This window comes from Candidatus Margulisiibacteriota bacterium (assembly GCA_041650855.1).
GTDB lineage: Bacteria > Margulisbacteria > WOR-1 > O2-12-FULL-45-9 > XYB2-FULL-48-7 > JALOPZ01.
Genome location: JBAZKJ010000001.1, coordinates 530490 through 554685, shown reverse-complemented (window position 1 = coordinate 554685; position 24196 = coordinate 530490). Strand labels below are relative to the sequence as shown.

Sequence of the window (24196 nt, the reverse complement as noted above, 5' to 3'; positions counted from 1 at the left end):
CCTCAATAGCCGAGGCTTTTCAGTTTGGCCAGGTTGGTAAGCGCGTTCCGGTGGTCCGGCAGGACGGCTAGAGCGGCCTGGAACTCTCCCCTCGCTTCCTGATAGCGATTGTTCAGAGCAAAAACCACGCCGGAATAATTACGCGCTTCGGCGTAAAGGTTGAGGATCTCGTACTGAAAATAATCGTCGCGATCGGCCGAGCCGAGCGGCGAACGGAACTGATATTTACCCCAGAGCGGCTTGCTTCCTTCCAGCGCCCGTAATTTTGCCGCCTGATCGGCCGTCGGCAGGATCTCGTAGATCATCCCGGCCGGGGCAAAGCGCGGGTAAAAAGCCCGGAATTCCGGGGCGCTGTTGATATCGACGTAGATCGGCGCTTTGTCTAGGTTAGTGCTGATAATATCGGCCAGGAACGCTATCCCGTCGGGATAAGCGTCGATCCGGGCGGCGATCGCCCGATCGCTCGGCTCGACAGCGACTAGCCCGGGATAGCGCCGCAGCAGCTGGAACGCCCGCCACTTGTGCGGCGTGCCGCTGACGATCCGGACGTCCGGCCGTAAACCCTCGGCTCCCTGCAAATACCAGAGGCTGAAAAGCGAGCTGTCGGAATTGCCAAAGATGATCCCGTTAGGCTTAACCGACAGCAGGACGTTCCTGGCCAGATCGTCGACATAATAAAAATGGCTTTTGTCCGCTTTGGCGTAATGGAGCGAGAAAGAAAGGCAGGGGAGCGCCAGGAGCAGGAGCGCGACAAATAATTTAGCCCGATATCCCTTGGCCCAGGTTAGCAGGGCGGCGGCGCCGTAGCCGACCCAGACGGCGAACACGAACATGGCCGGGAGCATGAACCGGCTCAGCATCGACGCGCAGTACGGATAATAATAAATGTCGTCAAGCGGATAACGCGACAGCAGGATAAAGAGCGGGCCGGCGCAGGCGAAGAGGAGCAGGCAGAACCAGAAAAGTTTGCGGTCGGCCTTGTAGTTAGCCGCCGCGCCGATCAGCCCGACCAGGACGCCGAGGCAAACAAAACTGTCGAGCAGCCAGCCGAGGAGCGTTCGGGCTTGAGCGAGCGCCAAGGAGAAAGACCAGGCGGCGTTCGGCACCGACGGGTCCAGCTTCATTGACCCGAATTGCGACCTGGTCACGACCTGGATAAAGTTCGTCAGGTTTTGCGGATCGCCCCAATCGATATAAGGATTCGCCAGGGAGCGGATCGGGAGGTAGGCATAAGGGATGAGTCCTAGGGCAAAGGCAAAGATGCCGGATAAGATCTTTTTCCATTGCCAAAAGATCGTCCGGTCGTTCGCCCAGATGAAATAGAGAAAGCCGGGGGCCAGCAGCGCCGTCGTATGATGGTGGGAGAAACTCAGCCCGTAGACAAAGGCGAACAGCAGCAGCCGTTTGAGCTCTTTGGTCCTCGACCACCAGACGATCAGGCTGACCGTCGCGACGGCAAACAGCAAGTTAAGCTGGAAAACTTCGGCGACGACCGCCTGCCACCAAAAGATCGGCGAGAAGGCGAGCAGGAGCGCGGCGGCCGCGGCGGCGAGCAGGCTTTTGGTCAAGCCGGCGATCAGCAGGAACGTCAGGCTGGCGGCCGCGGCGGCGCAGACGGCGGAAAAAAGATTGACCCGCCAGGCGATGGAGCCGAGGGGGATAAAGGCGAACAGCTTGCCGAGCATGGTGTAGAGCGGATAACCGGGCGAATGCGGGATCCCGAGAGTGTAAGCGGCGGTGATCAGCTCGCCGCTGTCGCGCGGCGCGACGGTCGGGCAGAGCGTCAGCAGATAAACGGCGAACGTCAGGCAGAATACCAACAGGACGGCTAAGGTCTTTTTTGACATGGTGACTAATAACATTATACAATAGCAGCAAGTTCATTGCAGTATCCGGTCCGCTCGCAAGAGGGAGGAGAAAAAAATGAAGAAGAACTATCTTTTTACGTCCGAATCCGTCACGGAAGGCCACCCCGACAAGCTTTGCGACCAGATCTCCGACAGTATCCTGGACGCGATCATGAAAAACGATCCGCACGGCCGGGTCGCCGTGGAAGCGCTGGTCACCAACGGGCTTTGTATCGTCGCCGGCGAGGTAACGACCGGCTGCTACGTCGAGATCCCCCAGATCGTCCGCGAAGCGATCAAGAACGCCGGCTATACCCGCGCCAAGTACGGTTTTGACTACGAGATGTGCGGCGTGATGGTGGCGATCCAGGGCCAGTCGAAAGATATCGCCCGCGGCGTCGATAAAGCGCTGGAGATCAGGGGGGGCGAGGTCGTAAAGGAAGACTTAGAGGGACTGGGGGCTGGGGACCAGGGACTGATGTTCGGGTTCGCCTGCGACGAGACCAAAGAACTGATGCCGCTGCCGATCACCCTGGCCCACAAGCTTGCCAAGCGGTTAGCCGAAGTGCGCCGGACCGACGAGCTGTCATACCTCCGCCCGGACGGGAAATCGCAGGTCACTATCCAGTACGAAGACGATAAGCCGGTCCGGATCGACACGGTGCTGATCGCCGCCCAACATGCCCCGGAAGTCGACGCCAAGCAGATGAAGGCCGAGATCATCGAGCGGGTGATCCTGCCGACGCTGCCGGCGGAGCTGGTCGACGACAAGATCAAGTATTTTGTTAACCCGACCGGGCGGTTCGTGATCGGCGGGCCGCAGGGGGATACCGGAGTGACGGGGCGCAAGATCATCGTTGATACCTACGGCGGTTACGCCCGCCACGGGGGAGGGGCGTTTTCCGGCAAAGACCCGACCAAGGTCGACCGCTCCGGCACTTACGCGGCGCGCTGGGTAGCGAAGAACATCGTGGCGGCAGGCTTGGCGAAAAAATGCGAGGTCCAGATCGCTTACGCGATCGGCGTCGCCCGGCCGCTGTCGATCATGGTCGACACTTTCGGCACCGGCGAGATCCCGGACGCTAAGCTCGGCAAGCTGGTGGCCGAAAATTTTGACCTGCGGCCCGGCATGATCATCAAGCAACTGCAGCTGCGCCGGCCGATCTATAAACAGGTCGCGGCGTACGGCCACTTTGGGCGGCCGGAGCTTGATCTGCCGTGGGAAAAAACCGATAAAGCGGCGGGCTTGAAAAAGAAAGCCGGCCAGTCCTAGTCCAGCTGGAATTTCTGGCCGAAGATGGCCTTGCCGCCGCCGGTGTAATCTTCCCAGATCACGATGAAGGCGGCTTCGTTCGGGAGGGCAAGCAGTTTGGGCGCGCGCGCGCCGTTGGTCGTTTTGACCATGATCCCGTTCGCCGGCCATTCCGGCCTTCCTTCGGCGCTCAACTTTTGGGCGAAGATCTCGTATTGTTTGCCGTTCCGGTAATCTTCCCAGGCGACCAATAATCCCCGCCCTTTCCAGGGGGCGATCACCGGCGCGTACTGCGTCAGCGGCAGCGACACCACCGGGACCCCTTCTTCGCCCCAGGCCAGTTTGCCCTGGCTGGAGACCGAATTGGCGAAGATATCCCAGTTCCCCAAGCGGTAATCTTCCCAAACGAGGATCTGGCCGCTGTCGATCTGCGGATTTTGCTGGGTGCGGGCCGCCTGGTTGATCGGGATGCCGTCGGTCAACCACAGGGTCTTGCCTTCGGCGTTCAACCGTTGCGCGTAAATGTCGTAGCTGCCGCCCCCTTTGTCGGTCCAGGAGATGATCGCTCCGCCTTCGCCGTCCCGCTTGACCTGCGGCGTTCTTTGGATGTCGGGCGCGCCGCAAACCAGTACGCCGTCCTTGGCCCAGAGCGGCTTCCCCCCGGCGTTCAACCGCTGCGCGTAGACGTCGGGATTCCTTTCCCCCCGGCGGTAATCGGTCCAGGCGACGATCGCGCCGCCGGCCCCGTCGGCGACCATGGCGGCCTCGGCCTGCTCGCCGTTCTCGTTGCCGACGGCGATACCGCCCTTGCCCCATAAGAGCTCGCCCTTAGGGGAAAGGCGCTGGGCGAAAATGTCTTTAATGCTGAGCGCGTCCCGTTCGTCTTCCCAGCAGATGATCGCGCCGCCCGCTCCATCGCCGATGATCTCGGGCTTGCTTTGCCGCGCCTCGATCTTGGTGACCGGTGCGCTCCCTTTCTCCCAAACCTTGGCGCCGTTGCCGCTGAGGCGTTGAGCGAAGATCCGGGGAGCGTTCGGGTTGCGCTGGTCTTCCCAGGCGACGATCGCCCCGCCGGCCCCGTCGGGGATCAGGCACGGATTGATCTGATCGGCTTTGATCTTGGCCAGGGGCAAGCCGTCCCTCCCCCAGAGCAGGGTCCCGCCACTGCTGATCTTTTGCGCGTAAATATTGATGAACCCGTTGCGGGCGTCCTCGAACACCATGATGATATTGCCGTTGCCGGAGTCGATCAGGTTCACGTTCTGGTGGATGACCGAGCCGTGCGTGTCGCTGAGCGCCGCGCCGCCGGGCGCCAGCAGGGGGTCTCCCTGATCGCCGTCCAGGACCTGGGAAAACAGGTCGAAATTACCCCGGCGCCGGTCTTCCCAGACCAGGTAACAGTTGCCGTCGGCGGTCAAGGCGGCGGCGGGCTTTTCCTGCGGCCCGACGACCGGCGCGACCGGTTCGCCGGTCGGCTGCCAGAGCAGGACGCCGGCGCTGTTGATCTTTTGCGCGAAGAGGAGCGGATAACCTTTCCGGTAATCTTCAAAGACCGCCAGCCAATCCGCGCTTTTGAGCTTGATCAGCTCCGGATTTACCTGCTTGGCCGGCGCTTTGGCCAGCAAGCGGCCATTCTCTTCCCAATTGCTGTTCCCGTCGGCGGTAAGCCGCTGGGCGTAGATCGCACTCTCTTCTTCCCGGTTATCGGTCCAGGCGACAACGGCGCCGCCGGCCCCGTCGTCCGCCAGTTTCGGGCCGGTCTGGTTGAACGGCGCCAGCGTTACGGCGACGCCGTCTTTAGCCCAGGAGGGGGCCCCGCTCGGATTTAACTTTTGGGCGAAAATATCGGTGTTGCCGTTGCGGGAATCGTTCCAGGCGAGGAGCGGTCCCTGGACTGTGGCGATCATTACCGGCCGTTCCTGGTTTTGCGCCGCCTCACAGACCGGGAGTCCGTCCTGGGGCCAGAGCGCTTTCCCGGCCGGATCGAGCCGCTGGCAATAAATATTATTATCGGCGGAACTGACGCGGCCGTCGGACCAGGCGATGTACGCCCCGCCGGCGCCGTCCGTCGCGATCTGGGGATACCATTGGGTCCCCGCCGCTGCGCTGACCGGCAGGCCGTTAGCCCGCCAGAGCGGGACACCGGCACTGGAAAGGCGCTGGGCGTAGACGTCCTCGCCGGCACCGCTCCGGTAATCGTGCCAGACGATGATCGCGCCGCCGGCCCCGTCGGTCGCCAGTTCCGGCGCGAATTGACCCGCCTCGGCGGAACAGACGATCACGCCTTGTTCGCCCCAGAGCAGGGTGCCCCGGGCGTCGAGCCGCTGGGCGACAATATCGGCGTTGCCGTTACAATAGCCTTGCCAAACGATGATCGCCCCGCCGTTACCATCGTCGATCAGCTGGGCGTTGTTCTGGTTGCCGTGCGCCCGGCAAAGACCGACGCCGACCTCGTCCCAAAGCTTGTTGCCGCGGCTGTCGACTTTCTGGGCAAAGATCGTGGAGAAGCCGTATCGGCCGTCTTCCCAGACGATCAGCTGGGAACCGTCGGTCAGCGCGGCGACCCGCGGGTTCTGCTGGGGAGTGTTCCCTTTGGTATTACAGATCTCCAGGCCATAACTGCCCCAGAGCGGCTGCGGCTCTTTGGCCGGGGGCGGGGGAGGATCGTCTTTGGATTGGGCGGAAGCGGACCAAAATCCTAAACACGAAATACTAAATACTAAACAAGCACTCAGGATTAAAAGCCAATTTGTCCAGGGGATCTTTCGGGTTTCCATCAGACGGCGGCTTCGGTCAGCTTCATGGAGATCACCTTGGAGACGCCCGGCTCCTCCATGGTCACTCCGTAGATGTTGTCGGCCGCCGCCATCGTCCGCTTGTTGTGCGTGATAACGATGATTTGGGTAGCGGCGGAGAAATCCTTGAGCATCTCCGTGAAACGGCCGATGTTCGCTTCGTCCAGGGCGGCGTCGACCTCGTCCAGAAAACAGAACGGCGAAGGGCGGATCTTCATCAGGGAGAACAGGATGGCGATCGCCGAGAGGGAGCGCTCCCCGCCGGAGAGCAGGGTCAGCGGCAGCCAGCGCCGGCCGGAAGGGCGGACGGAGATCTCGATGTCGGCCTCCAGCACCGACACGCCGGGCGCCAGATTGATCTTGGCCTCGCCGCCGGCGAACAGCTTGGCGAAAGTTTCGGAGAAGACGACAGAGAGCTGCTCCATCGTCTTGACGAAATTATCTTCCGCGCGCTGGTCGAGCTCGAGGATCAGATTTTTTAAATTCTCCCGGGCAGCGGCCAGGTCGGCCAATTGGGCCTCGATGAACGAGAGCCGTTCTTTGGTCTTTTCAAACTCCTCGATCGCCAGCAGGTTGACCGGCTCCAGCGCCCGCAGGCGGCGCTTTCCCTCCTCGACGTCGGACCGGGCCTTGCCGACGTTGGTCACGGCGTAAGGGAGGGATTCCAGCTCGGGCAGGGTCAAGCTGTACTCGCTGGACAGCTTTTCTGTTAAGCCGAGCATTTCCCCTTCGATCTTGGCCAGGCCGATCTCCAGCGCGGTCGTGGTCTCGCCCTTGGCGCGCTCCTCTTTTTCCTGCTGACGGATGGCTTCTTCCAGCTGGGCGATCCGCTGGTTGATCTTTTCCCTTTCGCTCTTCAACTCGCCGATCCGGTCGAGCAGGACCGACTTGGCGGAACCGGCGCTCTCGGCGGCGGCGGCACCGGACAATTCGCTCTGGTGCGCCTGCAGGCCGAACCGGGTCCGTTCCAGTTCCGCGGCGGTCCGCTGCTGTTCTCCGGCCAACAGTTCGATCTGTAAATTATAAGTGGCGTCGAGGTCCTTACGGCCGACCACCTGGAACGAGCTTTCCAGGCCGAAGAAAGCGGCGATCCCCGCCAGCGTTGCCATCAGGCGGTGCGCTTCCCCGATCAATTGCCGGACCGAGACTCCCAGCGGCTGATCGCCGGCGGCCGTTTCCCCGCCGCCCGCTTGCCGGCGCTTCAGCTCTTCGATCTTTTGCTGCAGCTCGGCCTGTTTGGCGGTCAGCCCGGCGAGCAAACCTTCTTCCCTCTGCAGTTCGCCCTCGAGGAAACGGCGGTTCAGTTCGGCGTCGCGCAGGCGGTCTTTTTCCGAGTCGAGCTGGACGGTCTGTTCCTCGATCTGGACTTCCAGGGCGCGGAGCTGTTCCTTGAGCGCGACCAGCTCGGCTTCGGACTGCTGCTCGGCGGCGACCTTGGCGGCCGAGGCCTGGCGGGCCTGGGCCAATTCTTCCTCGAGCTTGAACTTTTTCTCGAGCAGGGAGCCGACCAGTTTCTTGATCAGCCCGATCTCGATCTCCTTGACCTCACTTTGGACCTTCAGGTATTCCTGGGCGCGGCGGGCTTGCTCCTCCAGGGTGATCAGGTGTTCGCCGACCTCGACCTTGAGGTCGTTGATCCGGAGGAGGTTCTGTTCGGCGGCGATCAGCTTTTTTTCCGCGTTCAGCTTACGAGTCTTGTACTTGTTGATGCCGGCGGCTTCCTCGAAGACCGCCCGCCGGTCCTCCCCCTTGCTGGAGAGGATAGCGTCCACCTGTCCCTGGGTGATGATCGAGTAGGTCCCTTCGCCCAGGCCGGTGTCCAATAACAGGTCTTTGATATCCTTGAGCCGGCAGAGGTTCTTGTTGATGTAAAATTCGCTTTCCCCTTCGCGGAAAGTGCGCCGCTTGATGACCACTTCGCTGAACGGGACCGGGAGCTTGCCGGAGCTGTTATCGAACAGCAGGGCGATCTCCGCCATGGAGAGCGGCTTGCGTTTGGAGGTGCCGGCGAAGATGATGTCGGAGAGGGCGGCGACGCGCAGGTGGCGGGGGTTGTCTTCGCCCAGGACCCAGCGGGTCGCGTCCATGACGTTGCTCTTGCCGCAGCCGTTCGGGCCGACGACCGCGGTGATCCTGGCTTCGGGCCCGAATTCGATCTCTGTCGCGTCAGCGAAGGTTTTGAAGCCGCGCAGGGTCAATGACTTTAAAAACATTAGGTTTACATTATATTAGCATATGTTAAAATGGTCACGCAATGAGAAAATTACTCCGGTTTCTCCCCGTTTTTCTCCTTGTGTCGACCGTCGCCGCGGAAATCAGGCTTTTTAACCCGACCGATAAATTCCTGACCTTTAACGAAACCTTGATGGCGCAGGGCAAAGCCGACCCGGGCGAGCCGCTTTTGTTCAACGGCGTGCCTTTTACCGCGGCCGAAGACGGGACTTTTGCCTGCGGGCTGGTCCTGCGCGGCGGGAAAAACCTGGTCACGGTTGCCGGGCGGAAGGAAAGCAAGTCGGTCCGCGTCCTCCGGCTGGTGACCTACCCCGACATTGAAGAGTCGTACGAGGGGAAAAAGCATTGGGCCCGGGGCCAGATCGTTTACACTTCCACCCTCGGTTACGTTGAAGGATACCCGGACGGCAATTTTTATCCGGCCAATCCGGCCACCCGCGGCGAATTTGCCACCTGGCTGGCAAAGGTCAAGAAACTGACGATCCCGTCGCTGGAAAGCGACGTTTTCTTTGACGTCCCCAAGGAGCACTGGCGGGCCCCGTTCGTGAAAGCGGTGACCGACCGTGGTTACATGGTCCCGTTCTCCCGGGAGATCTTCGGGATCGACGAGCCGATCTCCCGGCGGGAAGCCGCCGAGATCGCGGTCAAGGCCGAGGGGCTCGGCATCATCGCCAGGATCACTCCGTTGTTCCGCGACGTCCCGCAGGAGGAGACCGGGGCGGCGCCAATCTACACCGCCCGGGAACGCGGCCTGGTCATCGGCGTGTCGCCCGATCTGCCGGTCTACGACCCGGAACGGGCGATCACCCGCGCTGAAGCCGCCACGCTGATCTCCCGCTTTTACGCTTCCCAGCTCGGCGTCCGCGCCCTCTCCGATTTTGAGTCCGGCTACGGGCCCGACCGGCTCTGCCGCCTGAACGTGGCGCCGCAGATCGCCGCTTTCACGATCGAGCCGGCCACCGTGCCGGCCGGCAAGCTCTCGACCATCCGGCTGCGGGCGGCGATCGCTTCCCGGGAATCGTTCGTGCCGATCGCCCGGGTCAAGATCGACCTGACCGCGGTCGGCGGCATGCCGGACGCGGAAATGTTCGACGATGCCACGGCCGGCGACGAGACCGCCGGCGACCTGATCTACTCGCTGAACATTTCTTACGAACCGACAACGACCGGCGACAAGGCGCTGCGGGTAACCGCCGCCGACCGGCTCGGTTGGGAAGGCAAGAGCGAGGAATACTTGACGGTAACGGAATGAAAAGGTTAACGCTGTTATTGGCGCTGTGCCTCTGCTGCTGCGGGCCGGCCGCGGCGGAACTGGCGGAGATCGGGCTCAACCCGCTCCGCCTGGAAGTGGCCGCGCGGCCGCTGGGGATGGGGGGGGCGTTCACCGGGCTTGCCGACGACGTTAACTCGGCGCTGTACAATCCCGGCGGTTTGGCCTGGGTCAAGGGGATCGCGCTGACCATCAAGGATTTTGACAACCTGGTCGCGCTGCAGGCTTATCCGACCGGCTTTGGCTCTTCCCTCGGCCTGGCGGTCGTCAGCCAAAAACTGAACGATATCCCCAGCGGCTCCGGAGTGGCCAGTACCAACAGCAACGTGGTCCTGCTTTCATACGGGACCAAACTGAACTTTATCCCCGCGTTATATAAAAACCCGGCTTGGCAAAAGGTCGGCGTCGGACTGGCGATCAAGGGCTTGTTAGGCGAAACCTTGCGCCGCACCGGCGTGCGCGACCGGTCGGCGACCGGCTGGGACCTGGACCTTGGCGTGCTGTACAAGGCGACCGAATGGTGGTCCGTCGGCTTTGCCGCCCAAAATTTCCTGCCGGCCAAAGCCCTGGGCGGCGGCGTTCTTTACTGGGACCAGGGGGGAGAAGAAGGGGTGCCGGCGTCGTTTAAGCTGGGCGGCTCGGCCAGGGTGATCGGCGATCTGAACACGCCGGTTTTCCTGGAAGGCCGCGAGCTGACCGTGGCCGGGGAACTGAACTATGCCAGCGGGAAGCCGCTGGTCCGCCTGGGCGGCGAATGGGGGCTGAACAAGACCTGGTTCTTCCGGACCGGCGTCATGCAGCAGTTGAAAGTGGACAGCGTCGTCTCCGGCCTGAATTTCGGCGCCGGTTACCGGACCGAAAGCTGGGGCGCCGACCTGGTGATCTGCCGCGAGCCGCTGCGCGACGAAGCGCTGTTCTACTGCTCCGTGCTCTACTTCCCGAAGGACTGGATCGTCCTGAAAAAGCTCGACGTGGACAAACCGTCGCTCTACCTGGAGTCGGCGCTGGAGAAGATCTCGCTCGAAGACAATATCATCACTTACGAAGACAAGATCGAAGTCTTCGGCCGGGTCAAACCGGGCGTGGAGGTCTACGTCAACGACCTGCGGGCCGCCACGGCGGAGGATAACACGTTCAAGGTCGTCGTCCCGCTGCAGTTCGAGAAGAATTTAATAATTGTCGAGGCGCGCTACGAAGGCGACAAGAAGAGCTGGAAATACAAGGTCCTGCGCAAAGCCCGGATCAAGGTCGCGGAAGAAAAGGACGTCAAGCGGGAGCTGGAGCGGGCCAAGGATGAGGCGGAAAAGGCCGCGCTCCGGAAAAAAGAGGCGGAGATCGCCGCGCGCAAACAGAAAGTCGAAGAGCTGGTCACGCTCGGCGTGATCGAGGTCACGGCCGAAGCGGAATTCCGGCTCGACGCCAGCATCACCCGGGGCGAACTGGCTTCCTGGTTGGCAAAATCGACCGGCAACCGCCTCCCTAAAGTTGATAAGGACGTTTATCCCGACGTCTCCAAGGACAATCCCCTGGCGCCGTACATCAAGGCGGTGACCGATTGGAACCTGATGAAGCCGTTCCCGGACGGTTATTTCCGGCCGGGATCGCCGGTGTCCAAGGAAGAGGGCGAGAAGCTGTTCTCGATCCTGAAAAAGGCCCAAAAGTGAAGAACTCAAGCAGACTACTACTGATCGGTTGGTTGTTGCTGGGCGCGTTGCTTTGGCTGGCGCCGCCGGCCGGCGCGCAGCCGAAAGCGGTCGAAGGGGAAACGCTGACGAAAGGCGAAGCGGTCATGATGCTCTCGGCGACCGATTTTATGAAACAGAAGATCGGCGAGCTGCTTTCCTGGACGGTCGGTTATGACGTTTCCAAGGTCAACCGCGTCCGGCTGACGCCGGTCATTAATTACGTCAGGGCGTTGCCGAAGAAAGCGCCGCCGGACGGCCGGACGGTCGTGGAGCTGATCGCGTCGGTTGACGATCCGGGCGGGCTGGTCAACATCGCCGGGGTCCGGGCCGACCTGTCGGCGATCGGCCGGCTGCCGAACACGATGCTGGTCGACAACGGCCTGTTCGGCGACGACAAGGCGAGCGACGGCGTCTTTACCCTGCAGACCAGCGTTTCGCCCCGGATCGAGATGGGGGCCAAAGATATCCCGGTGGCGGTCGCCAACAAAAAGGGATGGCTGGCATTGGCTAAAACCTCGTTGGATGTCAAAAAGAACCCGACGATCCTGGACGCCCGCTGCCAGCCGGAAAGGGTCTTGGCAGACGGAAAGAGTTTGGTTACAATAACGGTGAAAGTCGACAATCCCGGCAGGCTGGAGGATGTGTCCGGCGTGACCGCCGACCTGCGGGCGCTCCGGCTGGGCGACCGGGTCGGTTTGCTGAACGGCGGCGAGAACGGGGATGCGGCGGCGGCCGATAACATCTGGTCGCTGCAGTTCACCCTGGCCAGAGAAGTGCCGGCCGGGACCTATATCATTCCGCTCCAGGTCACCAACCTGGTCGGCGGCCTGGCGGTCGGCGAAGCGACCCTGACGGTGGTCAAATAATGCTTTCCAACCTGACGATCATCAGTATCTTTACGGAGATCTTCACGGCCGGGATCCTCCTGTCCGGGGCGCTGACGTTTATCCGCGTGTTTTTGCTGGGGCGCCGCTCCAAAGACCTGGCTTTTGCGCTGACGCTCCTGTTCTTTTTCCTGTACGTCGCCCTGGGGATATTTTCCCAGCTGATGTTCGACCTGGGGTGGGGGGCGCCGGAGCTGATCCCGGTCCAACGCTGGGTCTATACCAGCCTGGCGCTCTGCGCTTTTGCCCTCTGGCTGTTTATCGTCGAGAAGTTCGCGCTCCGCTGGGGGCACCTGGTCACGCTCTTGCTCCTCTTTTTCACCGGCGGCCTGATCTTCCAGGTCTTCGATTCGACCGTTAACCTCGCTTACCGGGAAGACGTTATTGAGCCGCTGGTCTATTTTTCCAACCTGGTTTCCGTCAAACCGTTCTTTGCCTTTGTCTGGGCCTTTCTGGCCGGCCTGTCTTTCTGGTCGGCTTTCCGGTCGGCCGGCGGCCGGCGCGTCTTATCGGTCTATTCCGGTTTGGCCGCCTTGCTGGTCCTGGCGACGTTCCCGCTGTCGGTCGCTTACGGCCGTTACGGCGAGGCGGGGTACCTGCTGGCGTTTTGGATCGTGACCATGATTGCCGCCCTGGCCCTGATCCTGGCCGAATTGATCCCGCCCGAATCGCCCGAGGCGGCCGCGCCGCTCCGCTTCCTGCGCACGCGGATCCTCTTCAAGTTGATGCTGATCTTTGTCCTGCTGATCATCATCCTGTTCGAGGCGACGACCGTGGCCACGATCAACATCAGCAAGAGCGCCCTCTCCAAGAGCATCCAGGCGGCCTACCTGAAGAGCGCGGCGGAGATCGCCGCCAAGATCGGCGCCAGCGACGCGGAACCGTCGCCCGACGCGCTGCATAATATCCTGGCCCGGACCGCCCCGCCGGAAATGGCGGAAGCGTTCGTGATCGACCGGACCGGCGCGGTCATCGCCCATCCTGACCGCAAGGTGGCGCTGCAGCGCCAATCGATGCTGGCCAATGAAGCGGTCGGCCGGCTGCTGGCCGGCAAAGAGGGGGTCGCGGAGTTCCGCAACGAATTGGGCGCCAAAGTGGTCGGCGCTTTCGTGCCGGTCAGGCGTTTCGGCTGGGGCGTGGTGGTGCAGCAGCCGATCGAGACCGCTTATTTTGAGATGCGGCGGCTGGAAACGAACTCGCTCCTGTTCGTGATCGCCGGGATCCTGCTGACCGCCCTGACCGGGATATTCTTCGCCCGCTCGATCGAGCGGCCGATCATGGAGCTGATCCGGGGGACCGAAGCGGTGTCGCGCGGCGAGCTCGGCTACAAGATCGCCGTCGATTCCAACGACGAGATCGGCAAACTGGCGACCGCCTTTAACCAGATGACCCGCGACCTGCGCGACAGCCAGGAACGGCTGATCCTGTCGGAGAAGCTGGCCTCGCTCGGGACCATGGCGGCCGGCATGGCCCACGAGATCAAGAACCCGCTCGTTTCGCTGCGCACATTCACCCAGCTGCTGCAGCAAAAATGGGACGACAAGGAGTTCCGGGAAAAATTCTCCGCCATTATCCCCACCGAGATCGAGCGGATCAACCGGATCGCGGAGAGCCTGCTCAAGTTCGGCCGGCCGATGAAGCCGGAGCTCACCAAGGTGGACGTCAACTCGCTGCTGGAAGAGGTCCTGCTGCTGTTCGAGAGCGAGTGCAAGAAACACGACGTCAGCGTGACCAAAAAGCTGGCGGAGCTGCCCGAGATCTCCGGCGATGCCGGCCAGCTGTCGCAGGCGTTCGTTAACATCATCAAGAACGCGATCGAAGCGATGGACAAGGGCGGCGAACTGATCGTCAAGACCGATATCGGCGAAGTGATCAAGCTCGGCAAGATCCGGGGGCGCCAGGGAGTGCAGAAAGGGGACGAGATCGTTTGGGGTGAGGAAGAGGACTTGGGCAAGCCCATCCCGGTGGTCTTTATCGAGATCACCGATACCGGCGAAGGGATCTCGGAACAAAATTTAAAGAGTCTGTTCGACCCGTTCTTCACCACCAAGATGACCGGGACCGGGATGGGATTGCCGATCACGCTCCGGATCATCGAAGAACACAAGGGCTCGGTGAAGGTCAGAAGCCGGGGGGGCAAGGGGACGACGTTTATTATTACGCTGCCGCAGAAGCTCTAGCCGCGGATCTTTTTCATCAAGCTTTGCATGCCGTTGACCAGAATGCCGTTCTCGATCGCCTTGTCCATGTTATCGAGCACGGCGCTTTCGGCCAGGTAGTAGGCGCCTTCTTCGCAGTCGGCAAAAACGATGTTGCCGCCGGTCTTATAGGTGGTATTGCCGATCGTCAGGCTGCTGTTATCCATTATTTTTTCGGGCTTTTCCTCGCTCATTGCCTCACGCCCTCACTATATTTATCGTAATTAAGCGGCTAAAACTTGTGTTATAATTCGCTTATGTTCGAGCGTTTTACCGAGCGGGCGATCCGCGTCATCATGGCTTCCCAGGAAGAGGCGAAAAGGCTCCGCTGCGGCTTTGTCGGCGGGGAGCATTTTCTGCTGGGGATGCTGCGCGAATCGGAGCCGATCGTCGTTAAGACGCTGGAATACTTCCACGTCGACCCCCCGGCGCTGAAGGAAAGCCTGGAGACCGAGGTGGGGGCGGCGGCGCCCGAGGGGGCGCTGGCGCTGGAACTGCCGTTCAACGCCCAGGCCAAGAAAGTGATCGAATACGCCTGGGACGAGGCGCGGGGCCTGGGCCATAATTATGTTGGTGTGGAGCACCTGTTCCTCGGCTTGCTGCGCGACAGCAGCGGCCTGGTCAACAAGGCGCTGGGAGACCTGGGGATCACCTGGACCTCGGCCCGCAGCAAGATCGTGAGCCTGCTCGGCGAAGGACCGGCCGCGGCCCTGAAAAAAACGCCCCGCAGCGGCAAGACGCCGCTGCTCGAGCTCTACGGCCGCGACCTGACCACGCTGGCGACCGAGAAAAAGCTCGATCCGGTCGTCGGGCGCGCCCGCGAGATCGAGCGCGTCACCCAGATCCTGTCGCGGCGCCGCAAGAACAACCCGGTGCTGATCGGCGAGGCGGGGGTCGGCAAGACGGCGATCGTCGAAGGGCTGGCGCAAAAGATCGTGGCCGGGGACATTCCCCGGACGCTGCAGAACAAACGGCTGGTCTCGCTTGACCTGGGGCTGCTGATCGCCGGCACCCGCTACCGCGGCGAATTCGAGGAGCGGCTGAAAAAAGTGATCGACGAAGTGATCAAGAGCGAGAGCGTGGTCCTTTTTATCGACGAGCTGCACACCCTGATCGGCGCCGGCGCTGCCGAAGGGGCGATGGACGCGGCCAACATCCTGAAGCCGGCGCTCGCCCGCGGCGAGATCCAGTGCATCGGCGCGACCACGATCGACGAATACCGCAAGCGGATCGAGTCCGACCCGGCCCTGGAACGCCGTTTCCAGTCGGTCATGGTCGGCGAGCCGTCCGTGGCGGAGACGATCGAGATCCTCAAGGGCTTGCGGGCCCGCTACGAAGAGTTCCACAAAGTTAAGATTACCGACGACGCGCTGCTGGCGGCGGGACGATTGTCCGCCCGCTATATCCCCGACCGCTTTCTTCCCGACAAAGCGATCGACCTGATCGATGAAGCGGCCTCCCGCATCATGTTAAAAGGGGGAGAGAACAAGATCGTTGACGCCGAAGTGATCGCCCAGGTCGTTTCCGCCTGGACCTCGGTCCCGGTCACCCAGCTGACCGCCGCCGAAACGGAGCGGCTGCTGAAGATGGAAGCGGAATTGAGCGCCAAGGTCATCGGCCAGGAAGAAGCGATCAAGGTGATCGCCCGGTCGATCCGCCGCGCCCGGGCCGGGCTCAAGGACCCGCGCCGGCCGATCGGCTCTTTTATCTTCCTCGGCCCCTCCGGGGTCGGCAAGACCGAACTGGCCAAAAGGCTGGCCGAGTTCCTGTTCGGCGAGACCGACGCCATGATCCGGCTCGACATGTCGGAATACCTGGAATCGCACACCGTTTCCCGGCTGGTCGGCTCGCCGCCCGGCTACGTCGGTTTCGGCGAAGGGGGGCAGCTGACGGAACCGGTCCGCCGGCGGCCGCACTCGGTCGTGCTGTTCGACGAGATTGAAAAAGCGCACCCCGACGTGATGAACATCCTGCTGCAGATCCTGGACGAAGGGCAGGTCACCGACGCGCAGGGACACCAGATCGATTTCAAGAACACGGTCATCATTATGACCAGCAACGTCGGCGCCGACCTGCTCCGCAAGGAAAGCCAGATCGGTTTCGTGACGCGGGACGACGCCCAGGCCGGCTACGAAAAGATGAAAGCGACCGTCCTGGAACAATTGAAAAAGAGCTTCCGGCCGGAGTTCCTGAACCGGGTGGACGAGTCGGTCGTTTTCCGGCCGCTGGCCAAAGAGGACCTGGCGGCGATCATCGACGTGATGCTGGCGGAAGTCAACCAGCGGCTGGAGGAGAAAGGCTTCCTGCTCGTCCTGAGCAAAAAAGCGAAACAGTTCCTGGTCGACAAGAGCTACGACCCCAAATACGGGGCGCGGCCGCTCCGCCGGGCGCTGGAAGAAAAGCTGGAAGATCCGCTCTCCGAAGAAGTGCTGCGGGGGCGGTTCGAGTTCGGCACGGAGATCAAGGCCGATATCAAAAAAGAGAAGATGGTCTTCTCCGGCAAGCCGAAAAAGTTCGTAGAGCGGCCGCCGCAAGAGGCCAAGACCGCGCCGGCCGCCCGGGCCAGGCGCCCGCGGTCCAAGCCGGCCGCCGGCGGCCATCTGGCCGGCCGGGCGCGATGACCGCCCGGTTCGTTTGCCAGGCCTGCGGCCAGGATTTCCCCCGCTGGTACGGGCAATGCCCCTCCTGCCAGGAATGGAACAGCCTGGTGGAGGAACTGCCAACTTCCAACCTCAAACATCCAAAAGGGCTGCAAAAGCCAAACGCCAACGCCCAAAAACCTGTTCCGATCACGGAAGTCGACTACAAGGTTGAAGAGCGGATTGGAACGGGGATCGCCGAATTGGACCGGGTCCTGGGCGGGGGAGTGGTAGCCGGGTCGGTCGTCCTGCTGGCCGGCGAGCCGGGGATCGGCAAATCAACCCTGATGCTGCAGGCGGCCGAAGCGCTGGCCAAAAAAGCCAAGGTGCTCTACGTTTCCGGCGAAGAATCGGCCAAGCAGATCCGCCTGCGGGCCGAACGTTTGGGGACGCTGTCCAAAAACCTGATCATTTATCCGGAGACCAACCTTTTTGCCGTCGAAAAGGCGAGCGAGGAGCTCAAGCCGCAATTCATCGTGATCGACTCGATCCAGACGATCTTCCGCGAGGACGTCGCCTCGGCGCCGAGCTCGGTCGCCCAGGTCCGGGAGTGCGCCGCCTACCTGGTCCGGATCGCCAAGTCGACCGGCATCCCGATCTTTATCGTCGGCCATGTCACCAAAGAAGGGAACATCGCCGGCCCGCGCGTGTTGGAGCACGTCGTCGACACGGTCCTCTATTTCGAAGGGGAACAGCACAAGCAATACCGCCTGCTCCGGGCGACCAAGAACCGGTTCGGCTCTACTAACGAGATCGGCATTTTCGAAATGAAGGAGAGCGGCCTGGCCGAAGTGGCGAACCCGTCGGAACTATTTTTATCGGAACGCCCGGCCAACGCCCCCGGCTCGGTCGTGACCGCGATCATGGAAGGTTCGCGGCCGCTGCTGGTCGAGGTCCAGGCGCTGGTCGCGCCGACCAAGATGGCCTATCCGTCGCGCAAAGTGACCGGCGTCGACCTGAGCCGCTTCGCGATGATCATTGCCGTATTGGAGCGGCACCTCAACCTCAAGCTTTCGGTCATGGACGTCTTTGCCAGCGCCGCCGGCGGCATCCAGGCGACCGAACCGGCCGTTGACCTGCCGATCGCCCTGGCGATCGCTTCCGGCTACAAGAACAAGCCGCTCGAACAAAAGGTCGCCGCGCTGGGCGAAGTCGGTTTATCCGGCGAGATCCGCTCGGTCGACCACATTGAACGGCGGGTCAAAGAGGCGGAAAAGCTCGGTTTTAAGTCGATAATCATCCCGCAGAACAACTTTAAAGAGCTGAAAAAAACGCGGATCGAACTGATCGGCGTCGCCGACCTTAAGGGCGCTTTGGCAGCAGCGCTGCAATAGTCTCGCGGACCTCTTTTACTTTCGCGTCATACTCCGCTTCCGAGCCGATCAGGATCGGCTTGCCGATCCCCAGGAAAACCTTGGTCGGGCGGACCAGCCAGGTGCCGCGCGGCATGATGTTGTAGCTGCCGTCGATGGCGACCGGCAGGACCGGCACTCCCGCCTTGAGCGCCGCCATTAAGCTTCCCCGCTTGAACTCGCCCAGCGAACCGTCGCGGCTCCGCGTCCCTTCGGGAAAGATCATGACCGATTCGCCGGTCTTAAGGATCTCGATGATCCGCTCGACCATCTTATAGGCGGAGAGGATCAGCGCCCGGTCGATCGGGAAATAACCGGCCTGGCGGAGGTACCAACCGAAGACCGGGATACCGAACAGCTCTTTTTTGATGGCAAAGCGGAAGCAGACCGGGATCTTGGCCAGCAGGACCGGGATATCGGCCGCTCCCTGGTGGTTGGCGACGATGATCAGCGGCTGGTTTTTCGGCACATTTTCCAAGCCCTGGACCGTGACACTGATCCCGGACATAAAGGCGATCGTTTTTGCCCAGAGATGGGCGGCGTTCTGGAACAACCGGTGTTTGTTGCGCGCGAACGGGTAAAAACAGAAAATGATCGCGCAGCCGACAAAGAAGCTGACGACCGTGTACAGGTAGAGCAGGAACGTATGAGCGAACCTAATGACGATCATTTCCTCATCATTATAGCAAAAACAGCGAAATTAGTCCGGGAAAATGACGATATATATCGGGAAATGCCATGAGTGGACCAATCACCGGAGCTAGCCTAAGACTCGACCCCTTAAGACCGTTAACGGTTACCCAACCGCCGGTAAATCCGGCTGTCACACCGGCCGACCCGTCCGTCGCCCCTGTACCGGCCACCTCTCCGGCGCCGATCCCCGTACAGCTTGCCGCGCTGATCACGCTGGAAGATGGAACAGTGATCCCGATCGAGACCGCTCAACTACCGGCGGAAAACGAGCAACCGATCGACCTCAGCATCCAACTGCGCTATCTGAACCTACAGGAGCTGGTCGACGAGCACCGCGGCGAAATGAAAACATTGGAGATCAAGGAGGCCGACCTAGCTGCTTTTTACCTGCTCGACAAGATTATCACCGGCCCGCTTGACGACACCTTCATCAAGCAATTGGACCGCCAGGTCGCGGCGATCGATTCGCGCGAGACCAGGGCGGCCTTGAAGTTCCTGATCGCCCAAACGCTTTTTAAGAATAACCGGATCGACGTCCAGCAATTGAAAGAACGGCTGGAAAGCCTCCTGCGGGAAAAAGTCAAAGACGTCCGTTACTACGATTTTTACGCCCAGCTTTACGTTCGCGAAGGCAAGGCGCTGCGGGCGGCGGAGACGTTCGCCCGCCTGCTGCAGCTGGAAACCGGCTGGTCTCTGCCGGATAACGATCTGCGGATCGGGGCGGCCGGGTTGATCGCCCGGGTGAACGACGGCGCGCTCTTGAACAAGTTCGGCGATTATTTGCTGCTCTGGGCGAATACGCAAACGCACTGGCGCTCGCAAGGGGAACTTCTGCCGCTGGCCGAAAGTTGTTACCGGCGGGCGCTGCTGGTCGATAATGCGCCGGCGGCGCAAGCCATTTCCCGCGTCAAGCTGGGCGATGTTTCCCTGCTGTTGGCCAATGTCGACCAGCAAAAGGAAGAGGAAAAAGCCGCCCAGGCCAAGATTGGTCAGGCGATCGACTTTTACCAGGCGGCAATTGACCGCGACCCGGAAAATATCACTTTCCGCCTGAAACTGGTCGACGCGCTGCTGTTGCGCGGACAGCTGCAGGGGAGCGAAGACGACTTAAAGCGGGCGCGGACCGAATGTTACAAGGTGTTATCGCTCGATCCGCGCTCGAGCGAGGCCGGCATCCGGCTGGTCCCGATCCTGAACCAGCTGGACGAGGAAGATCAGGCGCTGGCGGTCATCGACGGTTTACTGGAGAAAAGACCGGACGATGCCGAACTTTATGCGATGCGCGGCGATCTGCAGGCGGGCAACGGTAAGTTTGACGCCGCGCTGACCGCTTACCGGCGCGCTTTTGAGCTGGCTTTAAAGGCGCCGGAGCCAGGGCTGGCGTACGCGGCGGTTTTCGCCCGCTGGCAAAAAATGAAGCTCCAATGCCGGCTGCAATATGCCCAGCTGTCGGCCAGGTTTTCGCCGAACCCGCTGCGGCTGCTGGTCAGATTGACCGGCGACCTGCTGTATTTTGCCAATCCGGTCAACATGATCATCCACGCGGTCAAGCACAAGAAACCGAAATACAGCAAAGAACAACTGGCCGGTTTTTTGGCCGAGATGCCGCAGTTCGAGGCGCGGACCGTTAATCGCTACCGGCAACAGAGCCATGACGCCAATTTTTATCTGGCCAACGCCCGGGAATTCTCGGTTTTGCGCCAGAACGCCGCCGCGCAGCTGGCCGGCTCAAAAAAAGGGCTGGTCGAAAAAGAGCTGATCGACGAGCTCAAGGCGCTGGAGCGGGATTACGCCGCGGAAGCGGAAAGCAATCTGGAATGGTTGACCTCCGATTACGAATGGGACAAAGCGCTGGCCAAAAAAGACCGCCCGGCACTGACCGCGCTTTTTCAGTCCACCCTCGAAAATTATTTCGCGGTCCTGGTTTTTTCCGCCCGTCCGGACATTGATCCGGCGCTCAAGGAAGGATTAGCGGCCAAGCGGAAAGCGGTTTGGTCGCTGGCCGAGGACCGCTTTGACGACTTACTGGAACTGGCGGAAGATACCAACGATCTGGAGACCGCCTTTGCCTGCTTCCGCCTGGTTTCGCAGGCGGGCGGCATGCTGGACCGGCTCGGCCCGACCGTCAAAGAAGCAAAGCTTGATATCGCCAAGCAACAAGAGCGGACGGCCGCATTTTTCCGGCAGGCCATAAGCTCCCTGATCGAGATCGCCGCGGCCAAGAAAGACTATGCCACGCTGCTGGAGCTGGCCAAAGACCAGGAGCATCTGGGCCGGTTCGCGCTCGATAGTTTGGATGCCGCGATCGAAACGGCGATCGAGGACAAAGAGCGGCCGGCGCTCGAGCAAGCGGCGGAATTCGCGCTTTATCAGGCTAGGAGCGGAGCAAAGAGCCAGGCGCAACGGGGACAATACCGGAAGTTCGCCCTGGCTGCGTTGAACGGCCAGCTTGAGATCCTGCAGGCCGGGCCGGACGACCAGCCGCGGCTGAAAGCGGCGATCCAGCTCTGGCGCCTGGGAGATTACGATGCCGCAACCGCGGTTTTTACCGAGAATCTTAGCCGGGCGACGGACCAAATGATCCGGTTGCAGTTGCTCCTGGACCTGGCTTACATGTCCCTGGCCCGCGACGACAAGGAACAGGCGCAAACTTATTTTGAGAAGATCCTGGCCGAGGTTCCCGGCCAGGCGGACATCGAGCGCGAGATCGAATACCTGCATAACTCCGACATCATGCCGGCCGATATCATTCTGGAAAGTTCGCCGCATTTCCCGCATCACGCTTTGCGGGCCACGGCGATCCTCTACGGCCACTGGCTGGAAGGGGACAAGCCCGCAGCGATCGAGCAGGGCTTGCGCGATCTGTACGAGGCAGGCGGTTATCGGCTGATCGTCAGCCACGAAACGACCCGTTCGGGGATCCTGGTCGTTCACCTCAACGAGCCGACCGTTAAGAAAATCAAGATCGAGAAACACCGGCCCAATTCCCTGGTGCCGATCGAGACCAAGGATGAGGCAATACTGCGCGAACTGGGGTATTTCGGGTTCAAGACCGGCGACGAGATCGATGAAGCGAAGATCGCCGAGGCGCTGAAGGTCGCCCGCCTGCGGCTGAAGACCTTTGACATCGTCGATTGGCGCGTGACCGTGGATGACCGGAGCGGTGAAGCCAAGCTGGAGATCGAGATAGCGGAAAAACCGCCGGCGTTCCTGAAAGTGGGCGGCGGCGGCGGGACGATGGACGCGAAAGTGTATCTCGACGGCGGGATCAACAATTTACTGGGCGGGGGTGAGCTGTTGGGCGGCGGCGTCGCTTATCACTGGTTTTACGGGGAGGGGTTCAAAAGCTTCAGCCTGCTGGAAGGCCGGCTTTATTACCGCGACCCGCACCTTTTCCGTTTAGGCCAGAGTTACCCGGTCTCGTTCGGGATCAATGCCGAGCGTTTTGGCCAGCGCGACCTGACGACCGGGGGGCTGGAGATCATGAATGGCGGGGCCGTCGATCTCGGGATCCAGCTGTCGCAATACGTCGGCCTCCACTTCTCCCCCAGCCTGCACTATGTCCAGAACGATGCCGGGGCAAACTACCTGCGCAACGGGTTCCGGATCAGCGTCGATTACGACGACCGGGACGATTGGCTGCTCCCGTCGGAAGGCCAATTTGCCACGTTCTACGTTCAGCCGGGCGTTTATTACGGCGGGATGCCGGCGGCCGGCTTTATCAAGGCCGGGATCGCGGCGGAAAAGTATTTTGCCCTGCCGGCCGATTTTGTCCTGATGTTCGGCGCCAAAGGGGAGATCGGTTATAACGTGCTCGGGAGCGACCTTTTCGCCCTGGGCGGGAATGGTTATGTCCGCGGGGCCAAGAACTTCGCGCAATACGGGCCGATGATCAGCGCCGGCACGGTGGAGCTGAGGTCGCCGGTCTGGAATATCGGCGAGTACGGAGAGTACGCCAAGGTCCAACCTTATGTTTTTGCCGACATTGGGGCGATCTTCAATTTTTCCGGACGGACCACGTTCGGTTGGGGAGTAGGTGGCGGGGTCCGTTTAGCCATCCCGTTCCTGGGATTGTTGAACGTTTATTACGGTTTCCCGGCCGGGATCGGTTTTGCGGTCGGCTCGCCGGCCCCCCAGTACTAAAAGGAGCGGGTTAAGAGTGAAATTTCGCGGTCTGACGCCCGATAACACAATATGGTCAGCTTAGGTAGAATCAATGCGCGCTTCTTGACCAGGATCGAACAACTGGCCAATAAGGCAACAGGCAACCACGGCAAGCGGATCGCCTTGCTGACGACCCCGGCGAACGTGTCGCTGGCGAGCGATGTCGCCCGGCGGCTGGGGACGCCACTGCTCGCGGTCGGTTTTCAAAAAAGTTTGTCCGGCCTGTGGGAAGCCCATTTACCGGGAAGTCTGGCAGGCCGCGAACTCTTCATTGTCCATACCGCGAACACCGGCACGATCAATGAAGATGTCATGCAGCTTCACGCGCTCCTGACCGAGATCGCCAAACTCCCCCAGGCCAAACGGCCGGCCAAGGTCGTGATCTCGCTGCTGCATTTCCCTTACGCCCGCCAGGAGCGCAAGGCCGAACCGCGCGAGCCGATCTCGGCGGCGGCCATGGCAAAGCTGATCTCCGGCGTCTATTACCTGAAGGCGAGCGGCCTGAACAGCGGTTTGCTTTTCCGGATCTGCGAGAAACGCGTGGTCGACCGTCTGGTGGTAGTGAACCTCCATTCGGCGGCGATCGAGGCGGCGTTCCCGATCCCGGTCGACCATCTGGACGCCCGCTCCCTGATGGTCAACATATTCATTAAAGAGCAGCTGGGCGCCGACCGGCACAGGGGCGTGATCACCGGGCCGGATATCGGCCGGGTCAGAATGGCGAAGAAGATCGCCGAGGATATCTACGGCGCGGAGGCGCACCGGCACGTCATCGAGATCGTCAAGGTCCGGGGGAGAAAGGACGCGACCGGCAAGACCCAGATCGAGAGCCGGGTGCTGGGCAACGTGCGCGGCAAGGTCGTCGTGATCGTCGACGACATGATCGATACCGGCGGGACGATCGAAAAAGCGGTGCTCAAGCTGAAGGCGGAAGGGGCCAGGCGGATCCTGGTAGTGGCGGTGCACGGTGTGCTGTCGGGCCCCGCGGCCGAGCGGCTGCGGCGCCTGGTCGACGAGGGGCTGATCGACCGGATCGGGGTCGTCAACACGATCGCGGTGGCGGCCGAGACCAGGGCGAAACTGGGAGACAGGCTGGTCGTCCTGAATTTCGCGCCGCTGTTGGCCGAAGTGATCAGCCGGACGTTCCTGGAACGGACGATCGTCGGCTATCAGAGCGAAACATAA

14 protein-coding genes are annotated in these 24196 nt (G+C 61.5%); 9 read left to right on the top strand and 5 right to left on the bottom strand.

Features of this window, described 5'->3' with window-relative positions:
- Window positions 1-2 precede the first annotated feature (2 nt).
- Window positions 3-1847 (bottom strand): DUF2723 domain-containing protein, encoded by a 1845-nt coding sequence (locus WC529_02725; GenBank protein ID MFA5113194.1) that lies wholly within the window; start codon window positions 1845-1847, stop codon window positions 3-5.
- A gap of 76 nt (window positions 1848-1923) precedes the next feature.
- Between WC529_02725 and metK the strand changes: the two genes are divergently transcribed.
- Complete coding sequence (metK, locus tag WC529_02720; GenBank protein MFA5113193.1) at window positions 1924-3120, top strand: methionine adenosyltransferase; 1197 nt, start codon at window positions 1924-1926, stop codon at window positions 3118-3120.
- On the opposite strand, the gene WC529_02715 is transcribed toward metK, so the two are convergent.
- Window positions 3117-5876 (bottom strand): hypothetical protein, encoded by a 2760-nt coding sequence (locus WC529_02715; GenBank protein MFA5113192.1) that lies wholly within the window; start codon window positions 5874-5876, stop codon window positions 3117-3119. The genes metK and WC529_02715 overlap by 4 nt on opposite strands.
- A complete protein-coding gene (locus tag WC529_02710) occupies window positions 5876-8107 on the bottom strand; it encodes an AAA family ATPase (GenBank protein ID MFA5113191.1) in 2232 nt (743 codons plus the stop codon). The genes WC529_02715 and WC529_02710 overlap by 1 nt, the downstream gene beginning before the upstream one ends.
- Window positions 8108-8148: 41 nt before the next feature.
- On the opposite strand from WC529_02710, the gene WC529_02705 reads away from it, so the two are divergent.
- From WC529_02705 to WC529_02690, 4 genes are read left to right on the top strand one after another with little or no spacing between them, the layout of a single operon-like run.
- Window positions 8149-9378 carry an S-layer homology domain-containing protein gene (locus tag WC529_02705; GenBank protein ID MFA5113190.1) on the top strand — a complete coding sequence of 410 codons (1230 nt, stop codon included), beginning with the start codon at window positions 8149-8151 and terminating at the stop codon, window positions 9376-9378.
- Window positions 9375-11060: an S-layer homology domain-containing protein gene (locus tag WC529_02700; GenBank protein ID MFA5113189.1), complete on the top strand. Its 1686-nt coding sequence runs from the start codon at window positions 9375-9377 to the stop codon at window positions 11058-11060. The genes WC529_02705 and WC529_02700 overlap by 4 nt, the downstream gene beginning before the upstream one ends.
- Window positions 11057-11947 carry a hypothetical protein gene (locus WC529_02695; protein ID MFA5113188.1) on the top strand — a complete coding sequence of 297 codons (891 nt, stop codon included), beginning with the start codon at window positions 11057-11059 and terminating at the stop codon, window positions 11945-11947. Before WC529_02700 ends, WC529_02695 begins: the two co-directional genes overlap by 4 nt.
- Window positions 11947-14145, top strand: coding sequence for an ATP-binding protein (locus WC529_02690; GenBank protein ID MFA5113187.1), 2199 nt, complete (start codon window positions 11947-11949; stop codon window positions 14143-14145). The genes WC529_02695 and WC529_02690 overlap by 1 nt, the downstream gene beginning before the upstream one ends.
- Here the strand turns inward: WC529_02690 and WC529_02685 are convergent.
- Complete coding sequence (locus WC529_02685) at window positions 14142-14330, bottom strand: hypothetical protein (protein MFA5113186.1); 189 nt, start codon at window positions 14328-14330, stop codon at window positions 14142-14144. The two genes, WC529_02690 and WC529_02685, sit on opposite strands and share 4 nt — an antisense overlap.
- Window positions 14331-14420: 90 nt before the next feature.
- Between WC529_02685 and WC529_02680 the strand changes: the two genes are divergently transcribed.
- Both WC529_02680 and radA read left to right on the top strand, forming a co-directional pair.
- Window positions 14421-16784: an ATP-dependent Clp protease ATP-binding subunit gene (locus WC529_02680; GenBank protein MFA5113185.1), complete on the top strand. Its 2364-nt coding sequence runs from the start codon at window positions 14421-14423 to the stop codon at window positions 16782-16784.
- Window positions 16781-18136: a DNA repair protein RadA gene (gene radA, locus WC529_02675; protein MFA5113184.1), complete on the top strand. Its 1356-nt coding sequence runs from the start codon at window positions 16781-16783 to the stop codon at window positions 18134-18136. Before WC529_02680 ends, radA begins: the two co-directional genes overlap by 4 nt.
- On the opposite strand, the gene WC529_02670 is transcribed toward radA, so the two are convergent.
- Entirely contained in the window at window positions 18105-18824 is a 720-nt protein-coding gene (locus tag WC529_02670) for a lysophospholipid acyltransferase family protein (protein MFA5113183.1), read from the bottom strand. The genes radA and WC529_02670 overlap by 32 nt on opposite strands.
- Before the next feature lie 68 nt (window positions 18825-18892).
- Here WC529_02670 and WC529_02665 point away from each other — a divergent pair, with 68 nt between their 5' ends.
- Window positions 18893-22990, top strand: a complete 4098-nt coding sequence (locus WC529_02665; protein MFA5113182.1) for a BamA/TamA family outer membrane protein — start codon at window positions 18893-18895, stop codon at window positions 22988-22990.
- Window positions 22991-23041: 51 nt separating this feature from the next.
- The gene (prs, locus tag WC529_02660) at window positions 23042-24196 is read left to right on the top strand and encodes a ribose-phosphate diphosphokinase (protein MFA5113181.1); all 1155 of its coding nucleotides are present in this window, start codon (window positions 23042-23044) and stop codon (window positions 24194-24196) included.

Coding starts and splice junctions, on each gene's coding strand:
- WC529_02725 (MFA5113194.1), bottom strand. CDS start 1,847: ATGTCAAAAAAGACCTTAGCCGTCCTGTTGGTATTCTGCCTGACGTTC.
- WC529_02685 (MFA5113186.1), bottom strand. CDS start 14,330: ATGGATAACAGCAGCCTGACGATCGGCAATACCACCTATAAGACCGGC.
- WC529_02690 (MFA5113187.1), top strand. CDS start 11,947: ATGCTTTCCAACCTGACGATCATCAGTATCTTTACGGAGATCTTCACG.
- radA (MFA5113184.1), top strand. CDS start 16,781: ATGACCGCCCGGTTCGTTTGCCAGGCCTGCGGCCAGGATTTCCCCCGC.
- WC529_02710 (MFA5113191.1), bottom strand. CDS start 8,107: ATGTTTTTAAAGTCATTGACCCTGCGCGGCTTCAAAACCTTCGCTGAC.
- WC529_02715 (MFA5113192.1), bottom strand. CDS start 5,876: ATGGAAACCCGAAAGATCCCCTGGACAAATTGGCTTTTAATCCTGAGT.
- prs (MFA5113181.1), top strand. CDS start 23,042: ATGGTCAGCTTAGGTAGAATCAATGCGCGCTTCTTGACCAGGATCGAA.
- metK (MFA5113193.1), top strand. CDS start 1,924: ATGAAGAAGAACTATCTTTTTACGTCCGAATCCGTCACGGAAGGCCAC.
- WC529_02680 (MFA5113185.1), top strand. CDS start 14,421: ATGTTCGAGCGTTTTACCGAGCGGGCGATCCGCGTCATCATGGCTTCC.
- WC529_02705 (MFA5113190.1), top strand. CDS start 8,149: ATGAGAAAATTACTCCGGTTTCTCCCCGTTTTTCTCCTTGTGTCGACC.
- WC529_02700 (MFA5113189.1), top strand. CDS start 9,375: ATGAAAAGGTTAACGCTGTTATTGGCGCTGTGCCTCTGCTGCTGCGGG.
- WC529_02670 (MFA5113183.1), bottom strand. CDS start 18,824: ATGATCGTCATTAGGTTCGCTCATACGTTCCTGCTCTACCTGTACACG.
- WC529_02665 (MFA5113182.1), top strand. CDS start 18,893: ATGAGTGGACCAATCACCGGAGCTAGCCTAAGACTCGACCCCTTAAGA.